Genomic DNA, 17450 nt, shown 5'->3' with positions numbered 1-17450 from the left:
GAATCCGCCGCGTCTGCGCACAATTATTGCGCGGAACGGCAAAGCCCTGTTGCTAATGCGGGCCCCAGCCTTGAATTGCGTTCCGCTTCGATCCTAAATGGATGTCAGTTGCGCATGATCGGAAGAGCCGCATCTCAAGGCCCCGATCGACAAGCCCCGCGCGTTGAAAGGAAGCGACATGACTGCCCGCCACACCAAGGTGCTGATCATCGGCTCCGGCCCTGCCGGCTACACCGCCGCCATCTATGCGGCCCGCGCCATGCTGAAGCCCGTTCTCATCGCCGGCATGGAACAGGGTGGCCAGCTGATGATCACCACCGACGTGGAGAATTATCCGGGCTTCGCAGATCCGATCCAGGGTCCCTGGCTGATGGAACAGATGCTGAAACAGGCTGAACATGTCGGCACCGAAATTGTCAGCGACCTCGTCACCGAGGTCGACACCAGCCGCCGTCCGTTCACTGTTTCGACCGACAGCGGCCAGGTCTGGACATCAGACACCCTGATCATCTGCACCGGCGCCAAGGCCAAGTGGCTCGGCATCGAGAGCGAACAGCACTTCCAGGGCTTCGGCGTCTCTGCCTGCGCCACCTGTGACGGCTTCTTCTACCGCAACAAGGACGTCATCGTCGTTGGCGGCGGAAATTCGGCTGTCGAGGAAGCGCTCTACCTCTCGCATATCTGCAAGTCGGTTACCGTCGTCCATCGCCGCGACAGCTTCCGCTCGGAAAAGATCCTGCAGGAACGCCTCTTCGCCAAGGAAAACATCCGCGTCCTCTGGAACACCACTGTCGATGAAATCACCGGCACACCCGCCAAGCCGCCGATGCCGCCGTCCGTCTCGGGGGTGAAGCTCAAGGATGAGCTGACCGGGGCCGTCACCGACATGCCCATCGACGGCGTGTTTGTCGCCATCGGCCATGCGCCGGCCGTCGAGCTCTTCAAGGGTAAGCTGAAGCTCAAGTCCAACGGCTATCTCTGGACTGCGCCGGATTCGACCGCGACCGATGTACCCGGCATCTTTGCCGCCGGTGACGTGACCGACGACGTCTATCGCCAGGCCATCACCGCCGCCGGCATGGGATGCATGGCCGCACTCGAGGCCGAACGCTTCCTTTCGGCATTGCCTGTCGAGACACAACAAGCGGCGGAATAACCGTCATGAGAGGGGGCGGCATGCCGCTGGACTGGGACAAACTGCGCATTTTTCATGCGGCTGCAGAAGCCGGGTCCTTCACCCATGCCGCCGACAAGCTGCATCTGTCCCAGTCGGCGATCAGCCGCCAGGTTTCGTCGCTGGAGCAGGACATCGGCGTTAAGCTCTTTCACCGCCATGCCCGCGGCCTGATCCTCACCGAACAGGGCGAACTTCTCTATCGCACGGCCCATGACGTGCTGCTAAAGCTGCAGACGGTCAAGATGCAGCTGACCGAGACGACGGAGAAGCCCAGCGGCAAGCTCCGCGTCACCACCACCGTCGGCCTCGGCCAGGGCTGGTTGACCGACAAGGTCCAGGAGTTCCTGCAGCTTTACCCCGACATGTCGATCCAGCTGATCCTCGACAACGAGGAGCTGGACGTGAACATGCGCCATGCCGACTGCGCCATCCGCCTGCGCCAGCCGCAGCAGTCGGACCTCATCCAGCGCAAGCTGTTCACCGTGCACATGCATGTCTACGCAGCGCCCTCCTACATCAATCGCTACGGCGAGCCGCAGTCGATAGAGGATCTCGACAACCACAAGATCATCACCTTCGGCGAACCCGCCCCCAATTACCTGCTTGACGTCAACTGGCTGGAAGTCGCCGGTCGCTCCTCCGACAACCCGCGCCTGCCGCATCTGCAGATCAACAGTCTCACCTCGATCAAGCGCGCCTGCCTGCTCGGCATCGGCATCGCCATGCTGCCGGACTATATTGTCGGCCGCGATCCAGGCCTGCTGCAGCTGGTCACGAGCGCAGACGTTCCCTCCTTCGACACCTATTTCTGCTATCCGGACGAGATCAAGAACGCCGCAAAGCTCAAGGCTTTCAGGGACTTCATCGTCGCCAAGGCGCGCAACTGGAACTTCTAAAGGCAGCCATCGGCCTGCTTTTTTGTTGGTTGCGCACACAGACCTGCAACTCATGCATGCCTGACATGCATAAAAAAGCATTGTTCACTGCACAAAAAACCACCATATCGCACACAGCTGATGCACATGGTGGCTTTTTCCTCCCAGTTCCACCGCAGCAGCTGTTCCCCTCTGGAGGTTTTTGACCTTCACAATTCAAAGGGCCCTGGTTTTCCGGTGGCCCTCTTTTTTTGTCTTTTTTTCATGGAACATTGCAGCCCACCATCACGTTTCAGAGTCTGGCGGAATTGACGCCGTGGCGTGATTGCGCCCGATGGCAGAGATCAACCGTCCATGAATGCTGCTGATAACGGAGGGGACATGTTCCTGGAGGACGCGATGAAGGCGCTGGCACACCCGGCACGGATGGAAATGCTGATCTGGCTGAAAAATCCGATGGAGTATTTCGGTGTTCCGGACGAGGAGGCGATCGACGGAATCAGTGCGGGACAGTTCGAGCGCTCCGGTCTCTCGCAATCCGCCGTATCGGCGCACCTCGCCACGCTTCAGCGCGCCGGCCTGATCAGCTCCAAACGTGTTGGTCAACGCGTTCTGTACCGTCGCAACGAAGATACGATCGTTGAGCTCCTCAAGTCCTTGAACAGTAAGCTTTGATGCCCCACATCGGCAATGCCGGCGATAACCTCCAGTCGCCGGAAACTCCCGAGAGGTCATATGTCCAAGCTTTTTGAACCGACATCCGTCGGCAACATTCCCGTCGCCAACCGTATCGCCATGGCGCCGTTGACGCGCAATCGCTCACCGGGCGCGGTACCGAATGATCTGAACGTCGAGTACTACCGCCAGCGCGCAACAGCCGGTCTGATCATCAGCGAAGGCACGGCCATCACCCATCAGGCGCAGGGCTATGCAGATGTGCCCGGCCTCTACAAGCCCGCGGCAATCGAAGGCTGGAAGAAGGTGACGGACGCCGTTCACGCCGCCGGTGGCAAGATCGTCACCCAGATCTGGCATGTCGGCCGCATCTCGCACACGAGCCTGCAGCCGGATGGCGGCGCGCCCGTCGCGCCATCCGCGATCGCAGCCAAGTCCAAGACCTATGTCCTCAATACTGACGGCAGCGGCGCCTTTGTCGAGACTTCAGAGCCCCGCGCGCTGGAAACGGGCGAACTGGCCGGCATCATCGAGGACTACCGCAAGGCAGCCCGCGCGGCTGTTGAGGGCGGCTTCGATGGCGTGGAGATCCATGCAGCCAATGGCTATCTGCTTGAGCAGTTCATGCGTTCGAACAGCAACCAGCGCAGCGATGAATACGGCGGTTCGATCGAGAACCGCATTCGCCTGACGCTTGAGGTTGTCGAGGCCGTGACAAAGGAGATCGGCGCCGACAAGACCGGCATCCGCATCTCGCCCACCACCCCGGCCAACGATGTCTCCGACACGGATCCAAAGGCGGTCTACACCGCTCTGGTCGAAGCGCTCGCAACGTTCGACCTCGCATTCGTACATGTCATCGAAGGCGCGACCGGCGGCCCGCGCGACATCCTGCCGTTTGACTGGATGGCCCTCAAGGCTGCCTATCGCAATGCCGGCGGTAAGGGCGCCTGGATCGCCAACAACGGCTATGACCGCGCATCCGCGATCGAAGCCGTCGAGAGCGGTTATGCCGACCTCGTCGCCTTCGGGCGCCCCTTCATTGCCAATCCGGACCTCGTCCGCCGCCTGAAGGAAGATGCGCCCCTCAACCCGCTGGAACCTGCCACGCTCTATGGCGGCGGCGCGGAAGGATACACGACCTATCCGGCACTCGCCTGACGACAAAGAGGGGCACCCGGTCCTGCCGGGTGCCCCGGATCTGGTTCAATAGCCCTCAATTCTGTCGCACCAGTCGTCCCATCAATGTGACAGCAATCAGGGCCATCATCAGCCCGTTGACAGGGTGCAGCGCTCCGAGGATCGGCATCATCCCACCCAGGGCAGCCAGCGCCCCCTGCAGCAGATAGACGGCGAACAACAGGCCGGTGATCCGGCGGTAGATTTGTAAGCCCCGCGACAGGGACATAAGAAATAGCCCGATGACAGGCACGCCGAGCACGCCGCCCATCGTCGCATGCAACTCCCAGCCCCTTGAAGACAAGCGACGACATCTGCCCCGCGACCACTTCACCCCTCATTGTCCACCTCCCGCAATCGGCAACATCGGTTCGCGCACCGACGTCGCTTCGGCCTGCGGCAGGCAGCCGAGGCTGCGAAGCGTCGCCTTGACCGCAGCATCAATCGGCGTCCGTGGCTCTTCGCCGAGAAATTCGATCAGATGCCGATTGTCGAGGCGGATTGCCTTGCGCCAGAGATACCGCATCTCATGCAGTTCCCGGATCAGCGGCACGAAGGGCCGTGCAAGCCCCGCCAGACGCCAGGGAAAGCAGATGGCGAAGATCCGGGGTCTGCCCACGGCACGGCCGATCGCTGCCACCATCTCAGTGCCATCCATGTGAAACCGGGCGAAGCGCGGCAGTTCATCCGCACGGTCGAGGAGCCGCATGATCAAGCCCAAACAGGCCGCCCTGCTCAGCCGGCGCATCGGCAAGCTCTCGCTCGGCTTTCACGCCCACCGGCGTTACCTGGAGCGTTACGGCGTGCCAAAGGCTCTCAACGAGCTGCCGGACCACCGCCTGATCGGCTTCGACCGGCAGCTCGCCTACATCAGAGACATCCTGAAAGAGCGACCGGATCTCGTCGGCATCGCCTTCGACTTCCGCGCCGACAGCAACCTCGTGCAGCTGGCCGCGATCCGCGCGGGTCTCGGCATCGGCATGTGCCAGCACGCGATCGCCGCCCGCGAACCGGACCTTGTTGAAGTGCTGCCGGGAACGCTGGACATCGCCCTCGAAACCTTCGTGGTCATGCATGAAAACCTGAAGACCGTGCCACGCTTTCGCGCGACCTTCGACGCCCTGGCCGCAGGCATCGACGCGTGGATCCGGTTCCCGCGAATATTGGCTGCCCCGGCGGCAGAAAGCGGAATCACCCTGTGAAGTGTTGGCCGCAAGCGCCTGAAAAGACTCAGACGGACACACACCCTCAGGCCTGAGGACGCCCCTCGTCGGCAAAGGTGTCGACAATCTCCACCTCCGGCCGGTCGCCGCCGTCACTATACTCCTCGCGCCAGCGTCCGCTCTCATCCTGATAGCTGATCGTCACCGGCTCGTCGCCGACCTGCTGCTCCTGCATGACGATACGTGCGGCTTCCAGGGCCTGATCATGGGTCGGAAACGCCTCCGAATAGGCGCCGCCGAGCCGATAGGCCCACCCGCCATCATGAGGAACGATCTCGTAGATGATCTTCACCATGGCCTTCTCCTCCTGGACTGAGGGGAGTATTCCATCAAAACACCGAAGGCGCAAATCGCCGCTTCTCGAGGATGGGAACCGAAACTGGGCTCATGCGGTTTCAGACCTGGGCCAAGGGACGAAGCAAAGCGGTGTCACGCATCAGGCAGGAAAGACGACTTCTTTTCCCGATCGTCGCGGCCATGCTGGCCCTGGTGCTCGAATATGCCGTTCTGGAAGCGGGCCGTGTGCATCGCTTCTCGGCGCGGCGGCCCTGATCGCGGCCATCGTCGTCGGCTCGATGCGTGTTGCCCACTATGCGAAAATCCTCGCAGAGGTCATGTCCGTCCTGATGGATGCGGGTCTCGAAGGTGCGGCGCCCCATCGCCTTCACGACCATCCTTGTCGCCGGCATAGCCGCCGCTCCGGAGATCCTCACCGCTCTGCGGGCAGCCCTTCGTCATGGCCATGACCCCGGTCCAGACCACGATGGTCGCCATCACCCTGGTCGCAGCCGCCATCAACCTTAACGATGGCGAGACCAATGCCATCGAAGGCATGACCCACTTCGTCCTCTTCGCCACCTTCATCATGCTCGCCTTCCTCGGCCTCTGAGCCGCCGCGCTCACAATCCGCCTGCTGCATCAAGGCCCGGATCCGTCCCCGCTTTATCTCGGAACTTGCGGAGGGAACTGCCGTTCCCTCCGCAAGGATCGTGCCCTTGAAGGGCCTTCCGCCGCATTGTCAACAAGATGCGGTTGATGATCGCCACAGCGGGTCACCCGGGGGGCAAACTCGGGAGTCGCACGTGAAGAGATTGGACGTGATCGACGGCATGCGGGGCTATTTCCTCGTCTTCATGCTGATCAACCACCTGATGTTCACCGGGGGCCTCTGGCTCGTCGAGATCAACCACCGAAACCTCGCCTTCGTCGAGGACGCTCAGGGCTTCGTCTTCCTGTCTGGCCTCCTGACCGGCATGGTCTATAGTCGCAAGATGATGAAGGACGGCTATGCCGCCGGGCGGGATCACATCTGGTCCCGCGCGCTTGAGCTTTACCGTTATGCCCTGGCTGTCGCCTTGGTCGTCCTCATGCTGCAGCTTGTGCTGCCGGGTGCGGTCGAGGCCTGGAAGAACTGGCTGGGCGATGCGAACCTGCTTCACCCCAGTTCTCTCGCCCCGGTCGCGACCTTCCTGGTCCAGCCGACCTTCATGGACATCCTGCCGCAATACATCGCCTACATGACCTTTGCGCCCGTGGTCATCTGGCTCTGCCTGCGCGGCCATTGGCTCGGGGTCGCCATCGGCTCCCTGCTCGTCTGGCTCGCCGCCCAGCTCGGCCTGCACCGCATTGTCACTTATCCGATCGACACCTGGCTCGCCGGCGCTCAGGACAAGGAAGGACTGCGCGTATCGTTCAATCTGCTCGGCTGGCAGATCGTCTTTTTCGCGGGCATCATCGGGGGCACGCTGACCTCGATGAAGAAGATCGAGTGGCGAAAGATCTTCGACCCCAGGCGGACAACCCTCGCCTGGACCGCCCTGGCGATCGCCGTCTTTTTCCTGCCGCTGCGCATCGCGACCGCCCACGGCTTCTTGCCGGGCTTCGTCCTCGAAAAATTCGGCCTGATGGAAGTGCGCGCCGACTTCGGCCCGGTCTATCTGATCAATTTCGCAGCCGTCGCCTATGGCCTCGCCTGGCTGCTGATCGCCGGCCCGCGCCACGAGAGCCCAGTCATCCGGAAGATCGCCGTAGCGCTCACAAGCCTGTTCACGCTGAGCTTTCTGCAACTTTTGGGCCGCCACTCGCTGCAGATCTATGTCTGGCACGTGCTGATCGTCTACATGATCTCCTATCTGGACGCCCGCACGCCGGAATTGTCACAGTTGACCAAGACGATCATCACGATCGCAGCCCTTGCCGTTCTCGCGATACCGGCAGTCTGGCGGGAACGCGAAAAGATCTTCGCCAACGCACCTTATGTCGGCAGCCGGATCAGGACGCCGGCGTAGTTTGAGCAAACCGAGAGTGGACCCGGACTGCAAAGTCAAAGACTTGATCGCTGGTCTCTGCGGCTCCCTTGTGCCGGCAAGGAACAACGCGAAAGCGGCTCGTCCGACCATCAACAAGAGGGCGAAGGCTGAGCCAGCGCCGTCATCCTCTCAACAAACACCAAAATGCAGAAAGGGCCCGCCTTGCGGCGAGCCCTCCCTCAAAGACCGTCGAATGTCTCCGCTTACTTCAGCGAGGCGCAGAAGCGCTGAATGCGGCTGCAGGCCTCTTCCAGCTTGGCATTCGATGTCGCGTAGGACACGCGGAAGTTCGGGCCGAGGCCGAAGGACGAGCCATGAACGGTCGCGACCCCTTCGGTCGCCAGCAGTTCCATGACGAAGTCTTCGTCGGTTTCGATGACCTTACCCGACGGCGCGGTCTTGCCAATGAGTGCTGCGCAAGACGGATAGACGTAGAAGGCGCCTTCCGGCTTGGGGCATACGAGGCCCGAGGCCTGGTTGAGCATCGAGACCACGAGGTCACGGCGCTCTTCGAAGGCCTTCTTCGATTCCGTGATGAAGTCCTGCGGACCGTTCAGCGCCTCGACGGCCGCCCACTGGGCAACCGAGCAGGCGCCCGAGGTCTGCTGACCCTGGATCATGTCCATGGCCTTGATCAGCGGCAGCGGGCCGGCCGCATAGCCGATACGCCAGCCGGTCATCGCGTAAGCCTTGGACACTCCGTTCATGGTGAGCGTACGATCGTACAGAGCCGGCTCGACCTGAGCCGGCGTGTAATAGACGAAGTCGCCGAAAACGAGATGTTCGTACATGTCGTCGGTCAGAACCCAGACATGCGGATGCTTCATCAGCACGTCGGTCAGCGCCTTCAGCTCTTCGCGGCTGTAGGCAGCACCCGACGGGTTCGACGGCGAGTTGAACATGAACCACTTGGTCTTCGGCGTGATCGCCTTGTCCAGCTGCTCCGCAGTCATCTTGAAATTGTTCTCGATCGTCGTTTCGACCGAGACGGGCGTTCCGCCGCACAGTGCGATCATTTCCGGATAGGAAACCCAGAACGGGGCCGGGATGATCACTTCATCTCCCGGATTGATCGTTGCCATGAAGGCGTTGAAAAGAATCTGCTTTCCGCCTGTGCCGACGATGACCTGCTCGGGCTTGTAGTCGAGCCCGTTCTCGCGCTTGAACTTGTCGGCGATGGCCTTGCGCAGTTCGGGAATGCCGGCAACCGGCGTGTACTTCGTCTCGCCACGGGCAATCGCAGCAATGGCCGCGTCCTTGATATTCTGCGGCGTATCGAAGTCGGGCTCGCCGACGGAAAGCGAAATGACGTCTTTCCCTTGCGCTTTGAGCTCCCGGGCCATCTGCGTGACGGCGATGGTCGCGGAAGGCTTGATGCGGGAAAGGGCGTCGGCAAGGAAAGCCATTGTGCGGGGTCCTGAGCTGATTGAACATCGACCCCGGTTTCCGGGGCCTCAGGTCCAAGCTCTATGGCGAAAGAACCCCTGCCTTTCAAGCGGAAAGCTGCGACAGACCTGCAGAATTGCGTCACGGTGGCATTGCGTCGAGGCATGCCTCGCCCCTGCATCGACAGAAAACACAATTCGATACCGGGAAGGCCACAATTCCGTCGTCCTGTGGACGCGATCACCGGCTTTCATGCGGCCATGTCAACCAGGCAAAGGCTCCCTGCCATGGATTACGAACTCGACGATTTTTCACCGTCTTCTCGCCGCAGCCGGTCAATTGCCTGGCTCGCCCTCCTGAGCGGCGTCGCACTCATCATGATCGCAGTCGGCAGCCCTCAGGCGACACCCGCTTCGGGCATCGGTCCGACGTCCCTTCGCGCCTCCCCCCTCCCGCCTCAGGCCGATCCGGCCTTCACCTCCAGCATCATCCCATCTGCCGTGGCGCTTGAAGCACCGTCCCCCACGGCCGCGATCAAACACGAAGCGACGCTGCCCCTGCGTGAACGGCACATCCTGATTGTGCTGCTTCTGGTCTGCTTCACGGCCATGGCCGCCGGTGGCGCCGCCTTGTGGAAGCGCGGTTGGCGGGAACTGGTTCAGCGCGATCACTCAACCAGCGCCTCATAAAATAGTTTACTTGATATATATGTATTTTCGAAGGTACTATCCTCCATCCAATGGGAGGAACCATCATGAAACGCATTGCAGTCCTGGGTGCCGGTCTCGGCGGCACCATCATGGCCTATGAATTGAGGGACCGTCTCGGTCGCGAGGTCGAAATCCACCTGCTCAGCAAGGGGGCGACCTATTCCTTCGTTCCCTCGAACCCCTGGGTGGCCGTCGGATGGCGCGGACGCGAAGAAATCGAAGTGGACCTTCGCCCCGCTTGCGCCAAGCGCAACATCACCCTTCACAGCCAGGGCGCAGCTCGCGTCCACCCCGCAGAGAACCGGGTTGAGATGCTGGATGGGACGGCGCTTGATTATGACTATCTCGTCATCGCCACCGGCCCGGATCTCGCCTTCGACGAGATTGAGGGCTTCGGCCCCCACCATCATACCCAGTCCGTCTGCCACATCGACCATGCACTGGCAGCCAAGCAAGCCTTTGACAAGCTGGTGGCCAATCCCGGGCCTGTCGTGATCGGCGCAGTTCAGGGCGCATCCTGCTTCGGCCCAGCCTATGAATTTGCCTTCATCCTCGACAAAGCTCTGAGAGACGCCAAGATCCGTGACCGCGTACCGATGACCTTCGTCACCTCCGAACCCTATATCGGTCATCTCGGCCTGGATGGTGTCGGAGACACCAAGGGCCTCCTGGAAAGCGCGATGCGCTCCAAGCACATCAAGTGGGTGACCAATGCCCGCGTCAACCGCTTCGAAGGCGACAAGGTGGTGGCAGAGGAAATCAACGAGGATGGCAGCATCAAGGCCACCCACGAGATCCCGTCCGTCTATACGATGATGCTCCCCGCCTTCCGCGGCGTCGAGGCGGTCAGGGGCATCGAGGGCCTCACCAATCCGCGCGGTTTCATCCTCGTCGACAAGCACCAGCAGAACCCGACGTTCAAGAACATCTTCTCCGTCGGAGTCTGCGTCGCCATCCCGCCCATGGGCAAGACGCCCGTCCCGGTCGGCGTGCCGAAGACCGGCTTCATGATCGAATCCATGGTGACGGCCACCGCCCACAACATCGCCAATCTTGTGGCCGGCGAAGAGGCGAACGCGCAAGGGACGTGGAACGCGGTCTGCCTCGCCGATTTCGGCGATGGCGGCATCGCCTTTGTCGCCCAGCCGCAATTGCCCCCGCGCAATGTCAACTGGTCATCGCAAGGCAAGTGGGTTCACGCTGCCAAGATCGGCTTCGAGAAATACTTCCTCTACAAGGTGAAGCTTGGAAAATCGGAGCCCTTCTACGAGAAACTCGCGCTTCAGGCGCTCGGCATCGACAAGCTGAAGGCGGTGAGCTTCGACACCTGACCGGAACTCGCCATCACCTCTTCACAAATCAGTCAAGAGGCGCAACCCAGCCCCCTCCTCGTCTTGTCGCAGGCCTTTCCATTCCCACATTCAGCACGTGAGATGAAAACGCTGTCGGGACGAGGAGATGACAATGCCGACCTTGCTGGGAAGATACGCAACTCTGGCCGCGCCGCTGCTTGCCCTCGCGCTGCCCGCCTCGGCCGAGGAGCCCCGAGAACATCGCGCCGGCAACCTGACACTCAAGGTCACCAGCATCGCCGGCGGCCTTGAGCATCCCTGGTCCGTCGAGGTTCTGCCCGACGGCGCCTATATCGTCACCGAACGCCCCGGCCGCATGCGCATCATCCGTGACGGTGAGGTCGGCAGGCCTCTCGGCGGCTTGCCTCGGATCGCAGCCGTCGGTCAGGGCGGCCTGCTCGATATCGCCATCGCCCCCGACTTTGCAGAGACGCGCCGCCTGTTCTTCACCGCCGCTGTCCCCGGCCCGGGCGGACAGGGCACAGGTGTCTTTTCCGCCCGCCTCAGCGAGAACGAGCGCCGTCTGGAGGATGTCCGTCGTATCTTCCTGATGAACAAGCTGACCGGCGCCGGCCAGCATTTCGGATCGCGCATTGCGATTGCCGCCGATGGCAGCCTGTTCTTCGGCATCGGCGACCGGGGCGATGAGGACCGCGCCCAGGACCCCGCCGATCACGCCGGCAAGATCATGCGCATCAACGCAGACGGCATGCCGTCCTCTGCCAATCCGAAGGGACAGCCCCTGCCGGAGGTCTGGTCGAGCGGTCATCGCAACCCGCAAGGTATCACGATCGATCCGAAGGACGATCGCCTCTTCACCGTCGAGCACGGCGCGCGCGGCGGCGACGAGATCAACGCACCCGAAGCCGGCAACAACTACGGTTGGCCCGTCATCTCCTACGGCAAGCATTACTCAGGAGCCGAGATCGGTATCGGTCAGCGGGCCGAAGGCTACGAGCAGCCCCTCCACTACTGGGATCCGTCGATTGCGCCCGGCGCCCTGGCTGTCTATCGCGGCGCCATGTTCCCGGAATGGGATGGCGACTTCCTCGTTGCCGCACTGAAGTACCAGCTTATCACCCGCATAGAGCGCGGCGAAGACGGGTCGATCGGTTCGGAGGAGCGCATGATCGAGGGCGAATACGGACGCATCCGTGACGTCAAGGTCGCCCCCGACGGGTCCCTTCTGCTCGTTACCGACGAGGAGGAAGGACAACTGCTGCGCATCACCCGCGGCGGGGAAAGCTGACAGAGGCCTTCGCCCGGCTGTGGGCCGCAATCAAACCGAATCTGGCACGAATTTTGTCCGCCGATCGGTGTGGGCCGTTTCGGTGACGGCCAAGCACACGAAAAATTTTCTCCCGCAAAACTCCGTGTTTGCGAAGGCTTTTCACCTGATCTCCATCGCAGGCGATGCAAATTTTCGTCAAATCGGCGCAATGTGGGCTTGCGGCCCTCTCGAATCACGCTGCTCACACTGAAAACAAAGGACTCTCGCGAGCGACAGGGTTAAAACTTTCGCTTGCCAATTCCCGCCAAACCAAGCACTCTTCGCGTGTTCGGGCAATTTTGCGAGCATGGGAAGACCTATAAAGTAGTGCGCGCCGGGGACGCTATAACAACCCCGGGCAGTCGAACTTGTGGGGATGGAAACATCGTCGTGAGTTAGTCTGCGGTAACAGGGCCCCTTTCCTCCAATTTCGACAAATGCCTGTCGCTCACCCGCTTGCGGGTACATTGCAATGCTGCCCCGCCGAATACGGGCAGAGAGAAAAGGACCTGACGCATGGCCGAGACTGGCACTGTAAAATTCTTCAATACCGACAAGGGCTTTGGCTTCATCAAGCCCGACAACGGCGGCGCGGACATCTTCGTCCACATCTCCGCCGTTCAGGCATCGGGCCTGTCGGGCCTGACCGAAAACCAGAAGGTCAGCTTCGACACCGAACCCGATCGCCGTGGCAAGGGCCCTAAGGCCGTAAACCTGCAGATTTCCGGCTGATTTCAACCGGCTTTCTACGAATTGCGGCCCGGCATTTTTGCCGGGTTTTTTCGTTCAGCCTGTGTTCAGGCGCCATCTTCTAGATTGCAATCATCACCGGTGGCCCGAACAGCCAGCACCGGCTCATGAATTCCGCAAGACTGAGGATCGACGTCATGATGAAATTCGCGCAACACGCTCTTCTCGCGGCCGCAGTCACACTGACGCCGATCGCCGCTGCAACGCAGGCCGAGGCCGGTGACCGCTACTACCGGCAGCACCGTAGCGACGACGCTCTGGCACTTGGCGTGATCGGCCTTGCAACCGGCGTCATCGTCGGCACCGCACTCGCAAGCCCCCCGCCGCAGCGGCGCGTCTACATTGATCGGCCGGTGTCCGTCTATGACGAGCCTGGCTACTATGTCGACGACTATCCGCCGCCGCCGCCGCGCAACACCTATCGCCCGCGCCCCGTTTACCAGCAGCCGCGCCCGGTCTACCAGTCCTATGGCATCGAGCCCTGGACCGGCGCATGGCACGACTATTGCTCGCAGCGCTACCGCAGCTTCAATCCGCGCACCGGCACCTTTGTCGGCTACGACGGCCGCACCCATTTCTGCACCGCCGGCTGAGCCAGGCTGCCGCCCGAGCCGAAACTGAAAAAGCGCCGGTCTCCCGGCGCTTTTATCGTTCATAGGCCCTGGATAAAGGGATTGGAGCGCCGCTCCTCGCCAATCCGGCTGCCGGGCCCGTGCCCGCAGATGAAGCCGACATCGTCTCCCAGCGGCAGCACCTTGTCCCGGATTGAATTCATCAATGTCTGGTGGTCGCCGCCGGGCAGGTCCGTCCGCCCGACGGAACCGTTGAAAAGCACATCGCCCAGATGGGCGAACTTCTGGCCACGATTGAAATAGATCACGTGGCCGGGCGCGTGACCGGGGCAATGGTAGACCTCGAAAACATGATCGCCGAACGACACCGTATCCCCGTCCTCCAGCCATTGGTCCGGAAGGACGCTGCGCAAACCGCTGATGCCGTAGGTCGCCGCCTGTGTCTCGATCCGCTGCAGGAGCGGGAGATCGTCCTTGTGCGGGCCGATGATCGAAAGTCCCGTCTTTTCCTTGAGCTCAGCAGCCCCACCCGCATGATCGAGATGACCATGCGTCAGCCAGATCGCCTTCAGTGTCAGGGCGTTTTCGGCGATCACCTGCAGGATCACATCGACATCGCCGCCCGGATCGATGATCACGCCCTCGCGCGTCTCGTCGTCAAACAGGATTGTGCAATTCTGCTGGAAAGGCGTGACGGGAATGATGCCCGCTTGAATCTGGCCCATCGTCTGGCTGTCCTTCTCTCTGGTCGACATGCGCCTTAGCACGTCGCCATTGGCAGAGGAAAGCCGGAGCAGTTCCATCGAGAAGCGATCAGCGGGGCAGACCGTAGACCTGGGAGACAGGGGAAGCCGGAAACAGCGAGGCCTGCGCGACCAGGAAACCCGCAACCATCATCTTGGCCGTAAACACCAGTATGACGACCGGGCGAAGGCTCGAAGTCTCAGCAATATGGGCGGTACAATCGCGGTCCGTCATGGCACGAATCCTCTCTCCTTCGCTGAGCCTCACCGAAGTGGCTTGTCCGGGGCTTGTGTTGATCAGCAGAGGGGGAACGAGCGCCGCGGCGAGAGGTTTCCGACGAAAGCCTAAGCTGTGCGATCTGCGTAAATTTGTTGGAAATCTGCTACACTTGCGCATAGTTTCGCCGGCATCACCCGCCACTGAGGCGAGGATGGACGGCTGACCGTAACCGGGGCGGTCGCGGGGGAAGCATCGGCCCTGAGCGATGAGTGGATGAACCGGCGATGGCAAGTGTGACGCTTGCTTGCGCCGGAGGAAAGGAATGACGAGCGTGGCCCGACAGTCTGCGACGAAGACTGCCAAGAAAATCCTGCCGGACCTGCCGGTGGTCGATGACAAGTCGATCGACTTCGAAACCATCGAGAGCCTCTTCTTCGCCTATCGTGATTTCGTTTCCGATCCCGACGCCATCCTCGCCAAGCTCGGCTATGGCCGCGCCCATCACCGCGTCGTCCATTTTGTCAGTCGCCGGCCTGGCATGACAGTCGCCGATCTTCTCGGCATCCTTCAGATCACCAAACAGAGCCTCGCCCGCGTTCTGAAAGAACTGATCGACAGCGGATATATCCGCCAGATGGCCGGTCCCGCCGACCGCCGTCAACGTCGCCTCTACCCCACGCTCGCCGGCCGGGAACTTTCGCTTGCCCTCTCCGACCCCCAGTCCCGCCGCATCGCCCACGCGATGGAGGGGATGACTGCGGACGAGCGCGCCACGGTGCGCCGCTTCCTCGAAGGCATGCAGAAGCAGACCGTGGCAGCCCCCCACGAGACGGAAGGAGCCGACTGACGTGTCGAAGAAGATCGCCCTCACCGATGATGCGCCGCACCTCCTCGTGGTCGACGATGACACCCGCATCCGCGAGCTGCTGCACCGTTTCCTGACCGAAAAGGGCTTCAGGGTCACCGTCGCCGCCGACGCCGCCGACGCCCGTCGCAAGCTGCGCGGCCTGAATTTCGACCTGCTTGTCCTCGACGTGATGATGCCCGGTGAATCCGGGCTCTCGCTCACCCAGAGCCTCTCCGACGAAAAGAAGGTGCCGATCATCCTGCTCACGGCGCGCTCCGAAGCCGACAGCCGCATTGCAGGCCTGGAGGCCGGTGCCGACGACTACCTCGCCAAACCCTTCGACCCGCGCGAACTGGTGTTGCGCATCAACAACATCCTGAAACGCAACATGAACCCGGACGCGCCGAAGATCGAGCAGGTGATGTTCGGCCCCTACACCTTCTCGGTTCTGCGCAAGGAATTGCGCAAGGGTGCGGAGACTATCCGCCTGACAGACCGGGAGCAGGACATCATGTATCTTTTCGCCACCCGCGCCGGCGACACCATTCCGCGACACGAACTGGTCGGCAACGACGCGGAGGTTGGCGAACGCACGATCGACGTGCAGATCAACCGGCTCCGCCGCAAGATCGAGGATGACCCGGCAAACCCTGTCTGGCTGCAGACGGTGCGCGGTATCGGCTATCGCCTCAGCATGGATTGAGGCCTTCGGTAACGACGCGTCCCGCGTTGAAGAAAGTGACAGGACATGACGCTGTTCGATCAGATCCGCCGGGATCAGGACCGCAGCCCGGCGACCGGCCTCAGGGGCCTGTTGCGCTGGCTGCGCCACCGCCTGCCGACGGGTCTGTATGCGCGCTCGCTGCTCATCATCCTCCTGCCGATGCTGATCCTGCAGACCGTCGTCGCCTTCGTCTTCATGGAGCGGCATTGGCAACTGGTGACCGAACGCCTCTCCGAAGCCGTCACGCGAGACATCGCTGCGGTCATCGAGCTTCTGGAACACTATCCGGGCGAAGAAGACTTCGCCAATATCGTCGGCGTCGCCGCGAGCCGCTTGAACCTGATGGTCTCGCTCGAACCAGGGACCGAACTCCCTTCGCCCCGCCCCAGACCCTTCTTCTCGATCCTTGATCAGATCCTCTCCGACGAGATTGCTGAGCAGATCCGCCGCCCGTTCTGGATCGATACGGTCGGCACCTCCCGCCTGGTCGAGATCCGGATCGTCCTCGACGATCAGACGCTACGCATCTTCGCGCCCCGCAATTCGGCCTATGCCTCCAACACCCACATCTTCCTGGTCTGGATGGTGTCGACCGCCCTGGTATTGATCGTCATCTCGATCCTGTTCCTGAGGGGCCAGATCCGACCGATCCTTGCCCTTGCCAATGCCGCCGAAAGCTTCGGCAAGGGCCAGCGTCCTCCGGAAGGGTTCTCCCCGCGCGGAGCCGATGAGGTACGCCGCGCCGGCCTCGCCTTCATCCTCATGCGCGAGCGCATCGAGCGTCAGATGGAACAGAGGACGGCAATGCTCGCCGGTGTCAGCCACGACCTGCGAACGATCCTGACCCGCTTCCGCCTGCAACTGGCGCTCGCTGGCGACGGGCCGGAGATCGACAGCCTCAACCAGGATATCGACGACATGCAGAGCATGCTCGAAGGCTATCTGGATTTTGCCAAGGGCGAGGTCGAGGAAGACGTCGGAAAACTCGACCTCGAAGAGCTCTTCGAGCGTATTGCCGGCGATTTCGCCCTGCACGACCGCAGCATCACCTGGAAGCTGGACGGCGACCCTCTGGTCTATGTCCGCCCCAACGCCTTTACGCGGCTCATCACCAATCTCGCCTCAAACGCCCGCCGATATGCCGGTCGGCTCGAGATCGATGCCCGCCACACGGCGAAATGGCTGGTGATCATCTTCGATGACGACGGCCCGGGCATTCCGAAGGAGTCTCGTGACGATGTTTTCAAACCCTTCTATCGCCTGGACGAGGCCCGCAATCTCGATGCCTCGGGCACCGGTCTTGGCCTCGCCATCGCCCGCGACATCGCCCGCAGCCATGGCGGGAACGTAACACTGGAAGACAGCCCGCTGGGAGGCCTGCGCGCGGTGATCCGCGTCCCGGTCTGAAAATCCGCCCATGACTGGAAAGGGGCCCGAA

At 61.8% G+C, this 17450-nt stretch carries 21 protein-coding genes and 1 pseudogene; 16 read left to right on the top strand and 6 right to left on the bottom strand.

Features of this window, described 5'->3' with window-relative positions:
- The first annotated feature begins 178 nt into the window (after window positions 1-178).
- The 4 genes from trxB to J2045_RS22350 all read left to right on the top strand — a co-directional run bounded on the left by trxB (window position 179) and on the right by J2045_RS22350 (window position 3888).
- Entirely contained in the window at window positions 179-1156 is a 978-nt protein-coding gene (trxB, locus tag J2045_RS22365) for a thioredoxin-disulfide reductase (RefSeq protein WP_166602683.1), read from the top strand.
- A gap of 20 nt (window positions 1157-1176) precedes the next feature.
- Window positions 1177-2073, top strand: coding sequence for a LysR family transcriptional regulator VtlR (locus tag J2045_RS22360; protein ID WP_166602684.1), 897 nt, complete (start codon window positions 1177-1179; stop codon window positions 2071-2073).
- Window positions 2074-2433: 360 nt separating this feature from the next.
- Window positions 2434-2727 (top strand): ArsR/SmtB family transcription factor, encoded by a 294-nt coding sequence (locus tag J2045_RS22355; protein WP_307377427.1) that lies wholly within the window; start codon window positions 2434-2436, stop codon window positions 2725-2727.
- A gap of 60 nt (window positions 2728-2787) precedes the next feature.
- Window positions 2788-3888, top strand: coding sequence for an alkene reductase (locus J2045_RS22350; protein ID WP_307377424.1), 1101 nt, complete (start codon window positions 2788-2790; stop codon window positions 3886-3888).
- A gap of 55 nt (window positions 3889-3943) precedes the next feature.
- Here the strand turns inward: J2045_RS22350 and J2045_RS22345 are convergent, their stop codons facing one another.
- Together J2045_RS22345 and J2045_RS22340 are read right to left on the bottom strand one after the other, a co-directional pair.
- On the bottom strand, window positions 3944-4177 hold the full coding sequence (locus tag J2045_RS22345; RefSeq protein ID WP_307377422.1) for a hypothetical protein: 234 nt from the start codon (window positions 4175-4177) through the stop codon (window positions 3944-3946).
- Between the two features lie 66 nt (window positions 4178-4243).
- Entirely contained in the window at window positions 4244-4615 is a 372-nt protein-coding gene (locus J2045_RS22340) for a Rossmann-fold NAD(P)-binding domain-containing protein (protein ID WP_307377419.1), read from the bottom strand.
- On the opposite strand from J2045_RS22340, the gene J2045_RS22335 reads away from it, so the two are divergent.
- Window positions 4614-5108 (top strand): LysR substrate-binding domain-containing protein, encoded by a 495-nt coding sequence (locus J2045_RS22335; RefSeq protein ID WP_307377416.1) that lies wholly within the window; start codon window positions 4614-4616, stop codon window positions 5106-5108. The two genes, J2045_RS22340 and J2045_RS22335, sit on opposite strands and share 2 nt — an antisense overlap.
- A gap of 46 nt (window positions 5109-5154) precedes the next feature.
- Here J2045_RS22335 and J2045_RS22330 read toward each other — a convergent pair whose 3' ends face one another.
- Window positions 5155-5424: a DUF2188 domain-containing protein gene (locus J2045_RS22330; protein WP_307377412.1), complete on the bottom strand. Its 270-nt coding sequence runs from the start codon at window positions 5422-5424 to the stop codon at window positions 5155-5157.
- Window positions 5425-5555: 131 nt separating this feature from the next.
- Here J2045_RS22330 and J2045_RS22325 point away from each other — a divergent pair, with 131 nt between their 5' ends.
- The 3 genes and pseudogenes from J2045_RS22325 (at window position 5556) to J2045_RS22315 (ending at window position 7417) form a co-directional block, all read left to right on the top strand.
- Window positions 5556-5681 (top strand): hypothetical protein, encoded by a 126-nt coding sequence (locus J2045_RS22325; RefSeq protein WP_307377409.1) that lies wholly within the window; start codon window positions 5556-5558, stop codon window positions 5679-5681.
- Window positions 5681-6018, top strand: a pseudogene (locus J2045_RS22320) (calcium:proton antiporter); the annotation flags it as partial. The gene J2045_RS22325 and the pseudogene J2045_RS22320, both read left to right, overlap by 1 nt.
- A 193-nt stretch (window positions 6019-6211) precedes the next feature.
- The gene (locus tag J2045_RS22315) at window positions 6212-7417 is read left to right on the top strand and encodes an OpgC family protein (protein ID WP_307377407.1); all 1206 of its coding nucleotides are present in this window, start codon (window positions 6212-6214) and stop codon (window positions 7415-7417) included.
- 224 nt (window positions 7418-7641) lie between these two features.
- On the opposite strand, the gene J2045_RS22310 is transcribed toward J2045_RS22315, so the two are convergent.
- The gene (locus J2045_RS22310; protein ID WP_307377404.1) at window positions 7642-8844 is read right to left on the bottom strand and encodes a pyridoxal phosphate-dependent aminotransferase; all 1203 of its coding nucleotides are present in this window, start codon (window positions 8842-8844) and stop codon (window positions 7642-7644) included.
- 267 nt (window positions 8845-9111) lie between these two features.
- Between J2045_RS22310 and J2045_RS22305 the strand changes: the two genes are divergently transcribed.
- The 5 genes from J2045_RS22305 to J2045_RS22285 all read left to right on the top strand — a co-directional run bounded on the left by J2045_RS22305 (window position 9112) and on the right by J2045_RS22285 (window position 13499).
- Window positions 9112-9513, top strand: a complete 402-nt coding sequence (locus tag J2045_RS22305; RefSeq protein ID WP_307377400.1) for a hypothetical protein — start codon at window positions 9112-9114, stop codon at window positions 9511-9513.
- Between the two features lie 65 nt (window positions 9514-9578).
- Window positions 9579-10865: an NAD(P)/FAD-dependent oxidoreductase gene (locus tag J2045_RS22300; RefSeq protein WP_307377398.1), complete on the top strand. Its 1287-nt coding sequence runs from the start codon at window positions 9579-9581 to the stop codon at window positions 10863-10865.
- 127 nt (window positions 10866-10992) lie between these two features.
- Window positions 10993-12135: a PQQ-dependent sugar dehydrogenase gene (locus tag J2045_RS22295; RefSeq protein WP_370873196.1), complete on the top strand. Its 1143-nt coding sequence runs from the start codon at window positions 10993-10995 to the stop codon at window positions 12133-12135.
- A 537-nt stretch (window positions 12136-12672) separates the two neighbouring features.
- The gene (locus J2045_RS22290; RefSeq protein WP_006725577.1) at window positions 12673-12888 is read left to right on the top strand and encodes a cold-shock protein; all 216 of its coding nucleotides are present in this window, start codon (window positions 12673-12675) and stop codon (window positions 12886-12888) included.
- 155 nt (window positions 12889-13043) lie between these two features.
- Window positions 13044-13499, top strand: coding sequence for a BA14K family protein (locus J2045_RS22285; protein ID WP_307377386.1), 456 nt, complete (start codon window positions 13044-13046; stop codon window positions 13497-13499).
- A gap of 59 nt (window positions 13500-13558) precedes the next feature.
- On the opposite strand, the gene J2045_RS22280 is transcribed toward J2045_RS22285, so the two are convergent.
- The gene (locus tag J2045_RS22280; RefSeq protein WP_307377384.1) at window positions 13559-14203 is read right to left on the bottom strand and encodes an MBL fold metallo-hydrolase; all 645 of its coding nucleotides are present in this window, start codon (window positions 14201-14203) and stop codon (window positions 13559-13561) included.
- An 88-nt stretch (window positions 14204-14291) separates the two neighbouring features.
- A complete protein-coding gene (locus J2045_RS22275) occupies window positions 14292-14456 on the bottom strand; it encodes a hypothetical protein (protein ID WP_307377382.1) in 165 nt (54 codons plus the stop codon).
- A gap of 307 nt (window positions 14457-14763) precedes the next feature.
- On the opposite strand from J2045_RS22275, the gene J2045_RS22270 reads away from it, so the two are divergent.
- Genes J2045_RS22270 through J2045_RS22260 form a run of 3 tightly spaced genes read left to right on the top strand, consistent with a single transcriptional unit; the run spans window position 14764 to window position 17419 of the window.
- Window positions 14764-15288 (top strand): MarR family winged helix-turn-helix transcriptional regulator, encoded by a 525-nt coding sequence (locus J2045_RS22270; RefSeq protein ID WP_166602699.1) that lies wholly within the window; start codon window positions 14764-14766, stop codon window positions 15286-15288.
- Between the two features lies 1 nt (window position 15289).
- Window positions 15290-15991: a response regulator gene (locus J2045_RS22265; protein WP_307377380.1), complete on the top strand. Its 702-nt coding sequence runs from the start codon at window positions 15290-15292 to the stop codon at window positions 15989-15991.
- A gap of 45 nt (window positions 15992-16036) precedes the next feature.
- Entirely contained in the window at window positions 16037-17419 is a 1383-nt protein-coding gene (locus tag J2045_RS22260; protein ID WP_307377377.1) for an ATP-binding protein, read from the top strand.
- The last annotated feature ends 31 nt before the right edge of the window (window positions 17420-17450 follow it).

It is taken from the genome of Peteryoungia aggregata LMG 23059, assembly GCF_030814435.1.
In the GTDB taxonomy this organism is placed as follows: domain Bacteria; phylum Pseudomonadota; class Alphaproteobacteria; order Rhizobiales; family Rhizobiaceae; genus Allorhizobium; species Allorhizobium aggregatum.
This window is presented reverse-complemented; position numbering and strand designations above follow the sequence as displayed.

What these genes read in the sequence shown, in the direction of transcription:
- J2045_RS22295 (WP_370873196.1), top strand. Translation starts at nt 10,993, where the DNA reads ATGACAATGCCGACCTTGCTGGGAAGATACGCAACTCTGGCCGCGCCG.
- J2045_RS22305 (WP_307377400.1), top strand. Translation starts at nt 9,112, where the DNA reads ATGGATTACGAACTCGACGATTTTTCACCGTCTTCTCGCCGCAGCCGG.
- J2045_RS22280 (WP_307377384.1), bottom strand. Translation starts at nt 14,203, where the DNA reads ATGGGCCAGATTCAAGCGGGCATCATTCCCGTCACGCCTTTCCAGCAG.
- trxB (WP_166602683.1), top strand. Translation starts at nt 179, where the DNA reads ATGACTGCCCGCCACACCAAGGTGCTGATCATCGGCTCCGGCCCTGCC.
- J2045_RS22350 (WP_307377424.1), top strand. Translation starts at nt 2,788, where the DNA reads ATGTCCAAGCTTTTTGAACCGACATCCGTCGGCAACATTCCCGTCGCC.
- J2045_RS22340 (WP_307377419.1), bottom strand. Translation starts at nt 4,615, where the DNA reads ATGCGGCTCCTCGACCGTGCGGATGAACTGCCGCGCTTCGCCCGGTTT.
- J2045_RS22260 (WP_307377377.1), top strand. Translation starts at nt 16,037, where the DNA reads ATGACGCTGTTCGATCAGATCCGCCGGGATCAGGACCGCAGCCCGGCG.
- J2045_RS22355 (WP_307377427.1), top strand. Translation starts at nt 2,434, where the DNA reads ATGTTCCTGGAGGACGCGATGAAGGCGCTGGCACACCCGGCACGGATG.
- J2045_RS22360 (WP_166602684.1), top strand. Translation starts at nt 1,177, where the DNA reads ATGCCGCTGGACTGGGACAAACTGCGCATTTTTCATGCGGCTGCAGAA.
- J2045_RS22345 (WP_307377422.1), bottom strand. Translation starts at nt 4,177, where the DNA reads ATGGGCGGCGTGCTCGGCGTGCCTGTCATCGGGCTATTTCTTATGTCC.
- J2045_RS22270 (WP_166602699.1), top strand. Translation starts at nt 14,764, where the DNA reads ATGACGAGCGTGGCCCGACAGTCTGCGACGAAGACTGCCAAGAAAATC.
- J2045_RS22300 (WP_307377398.1), top strand. Translation starts at nt 9,579, where the DNA reads ATGAAACGCATTGCAGTCCTGGGTGCCGGTCTCGGCGGCACCATCATG.
- J2045_RS22290 (WP_006725577.1), top strand. Translation starts at nt 12,673, where the DNA reads ATGGCCGAGACTGGCACTGTAAAATTCTTCAATACCGACAAGGGCTTT.
- J2045_RS22335 (WP_307377416.1), top strand. Translation starts at nt 4,614, where the DNA reads ATGATCAAGCCCAAACAGGCCGCCCTGCTCAGCCGGCGCATCGGCAAG.
- J2045_RS22330 (WP_307377412.1), bottom strand. Translation starts at nt 5,424, where the DNA reads ATGGTGAAGATCATCTACGAGATCGTTCCTCATGATGGCGGGTGGGCC.
- J2045_RS22285 (WP_307377386.1), top strand. Translation starts at nt 13,044, where the DNA reads ATGATGAAATTCGCGCAACACGCTCTTCTCGCGGCCGCAGTCACACTG.
- J2045_RS22275 (WP_307377382.1), bottom strand. Translation starts at nt 14,456, where the DNA reads ATGACGGACCGCGATTGTACCGCCCATATTGCTGAGACTTCGAGCCTT.
- J2045_RS22310 (WP_307377404.1), bottom strand. Translation starts at nt 8,844, where the DNA reads ATGGCTTTCCTTGCCGACGCCCTTTCCCGCATCAAGCCTTCCGCGACC.